The organism is Streptomyces odonnellii (genome assembly GCF_000981895.1).
GTDB lineage: Bacteria > Actinomycetota > Actinomycetes > Streptomycetales > Streptomycetaceae > Streptomyces > Streptomyces odonnellii.
Map to the genome: position 1 here is coordinate 1 of NZ_LATD01000463.1, position 2,631 is coordinate 2,631.

The following is a 2,631-nucleotide window of genomic DNA, read 5'->3' on the forward strand; positions in this document are numbered from 1 at the left end:
GGTGGGGTGGACGTGGGCGTGGGTCCGAGGAGGGGAACGGGGAACGATGACGGGGCTGACGACAGAGCCAGGCGCGGAACCGGATACGGAACCAGGGACGGGGCTGGTCGCGGAGGCGCTGGAGCGGATCGAACGGCTCGATCCCGGACTGTGCGCGTTCATCGAGGTGTGGGGCGACGCGGCGCTGGAGCGGGCGCGGACGGTGGACCGGCGGCTGCCGCTTGCGGGCGTGCCGTTCGCGGTGAAGGGGCCGTCCGGGATCAGGGCGTACGCGGCAGGGAGGCTGATCGCGGCGGGGGCGATGCCGGTCGGCTCGACGGCGGTGCCGGGGCCGGGTACGTACTGGCAGACCTGGGGGCAGGGCAGGTACGGCCGTACGGTCAACCCGTACCGCGCTGACCGTACCCCCGGCGGGTCCTCGGCGGGCTCGGCGGTGGCGGTCGCGGCGGGCATGGTGCCACTGGCGACGGGCAGCGACGGGGCGGGTTCCGTGCGGATTCCGGCTGCTTGGTGCGGGGTGTTCGGTCTGAAGACGACGAACGGGCTGCTGCCGTCGCCGGACCGGACGGGGCTGGCCTCGGCGGGCGTGCTGGCACGGTCGGCGGCGGAGGCACGGGCGTATCTGACGTGTGTGCTCGGCACATGTGCGACGGGCACATGTGCGTCCGGTACGTGGACTCCCGGGACACGTGCGGCCGATACATGTACGCCGGGCACATGTGCGCCCGGTACATGTGCGTCTGACACACGTACGGCTGGCACGTGTACGGCCGGCAGGTGTACGGCCGGCAGGTGTACGGCCTCGACATGTGCGCCCGGCACGTGTGCGTGCGGCACATGTGGTCGGTCCGAGCTGCGGCTGCCGGTGCCTGCGGTCTTCTCGCCCGATCTGGGGTTCGCGGATTCGGACCCGGAGGTGGTGGCGGTGGTACGGGACGCGGTGGAGCGGCTGGTGGCGGCCGGGGTCGTACGACTCGTACCACCCGCGCCTACCGCACCACCGGCACACGAAGCGCCTCTGCACCCACACCCGCACCCGGCCCGCACGTCCTTCGCCCTGCTCGATCCGCGCGAGGCGTGGATCGCGATACGCGGCGGCGATCCGGCAGGGCCAACGGGCGTACGGGCGGCGGAAGTACGGGCCGAGAACGACCGGCGGCTGGACGCCCTGTTCGCTCGTACGCCCCTGCTTCTCACCCCGGTCACCCCGAACAGGCCGCATGGTCACGAAGGCCCCGGCGACCGCTACTCCACGGCGCTGACCTGGGCGTTCAATCTGAGCGGACACCCGGCGGCCAGCATCCCGGCCGGCTTCACCTCGGACGGCTGCCCGGTCGGCCTGCATCTGGTCGCGGAGCGCGGAGCGGATGCCTTGCTGCTCGACATCGCCGCAGCGGCGGAACAGCACGCGCTCGCGGTCCGGCGCTGACGGCTCTCACAGCTCTCATCGCCCTCACGGCTCTCACCGCTCGGACGGCCCTCACCGCCCCGACAGCCCGGCCCTGACGAAAGGGTTGACGCTCTTACTGACACAGAGTCTCATAAGAGATGACCGCCGGTAACCCAGCCATGAGGTGCGCTCAGCCATGACGCCCGCAACGCCTGCGACACCCGCGACCGAACACGGCCACAAACACGGCCTCGGCCACGACCTACACCTCCTCCATGACGCGCTCGGCCCGCCCAAGGACCGCGAGCAGGTCGCCGCGCGGCTGCTCGAAGCCTCCGCCAGGCACTCCTTCGATCCCGACAAGGAACTCGACTGGGAGGCACCGGTCGAGGACGGCAAATGGTTCTGGCCGCCCGAGCTGGTCTCCCTATACGACACGCCCCTCTGGCGGTCGATGCCGGAGGAGCAGCGCATGGAGCTGGCCAGGCACGAGGCCGCGTCGCTGGCGTCGCTCGGCATCTGGTTCGAGATCATCCTGATGCAGCTTCTTGTGCGGCACATCTACGACAGGCCCGTGACCAGCGACCATGTCCGTTACGCCCTCACCGAACTGGCCGACGAGTGCCGCCACTCGATGATGTTCGCGAAGCTGATCCGCAAGGGCGGCGCCCCCGCGTACCCCGTACCGCGCTTCCACCACAATCTGGCGCGTGTCCTCAAGTCCGTGTCCACGACGCCCGGTTCGTTCGCGGCCACTCTCCTCGGCGAGGAGATCCTCGACTGGATGCAGCGGCTGACCTTCCCGGACGAGCGGGTTCAGACGCTCGTGCGCGGGGTGACGCGGATCCATGTGATCGAGGAGGCGCGCCATGTCCGGTACGCACGCGAGGAGTTGCGACGACAGATGGTGACAGCGCCGCGCTGGGAGCGGGAGTTCACCCGGCTGACCTCCGGGCAGACGGCCCGGGTGTTCTCCGTCTGCTTCGTCAGTCCGCGGGTGTACGAGAACGTCGGCCTCGACCGGCACCGGGCCGTCGCCGAGGTACGGGCGAGCGGCCACCGCCGGGAGGTGATGCGGGCGGGCGCGAGGAAACTCACGGACTTCCTCGACGACATCGGCGTCCTGCGCGGCCCCGGGCGCGCGCTCTGGAAATCGTCGGGACTCCTCGCCTGACGGGCCGTCCGGCGTCGGCCCTGTCCCGCCCGACGCCCGCCCCGCCCGGTGCCCGCCTGTCCGGCAC

The 2,631-nt window shown here is 71.1% G+C and carries 2 protein-coding genes; both read left to right on the plus strand.

The window, feature by feature from the left end; all coding sequences use genetic code 11:
- Nucleotides 1-46: 46 nt before the first annotated feature.
- Complete coding sequence (locus tag WH07_RS38415) at nt 47-1,429, plus strand: amidase family protein (RefSeq protein ID WP_079023759.1); 1,383 nt, start codon at nt 47-49, stop codon at nt 1,427-1,429.
- A gap of 157 nt (nt 1,430-1,586) precedes the next feature.
- Nucleotides 1,587-2,564, plus strand: coding sequence for an AurF N-oxygenase family protein (locus WH07_RS33075; protein ID WP_079023760.1), 978 nt, complete (start codon nt 1,587-1,589; stop codon nt 2,562-2,564).
- Nucleotides 2,565-2,631 lie beyond the last annotated feature (67 nt).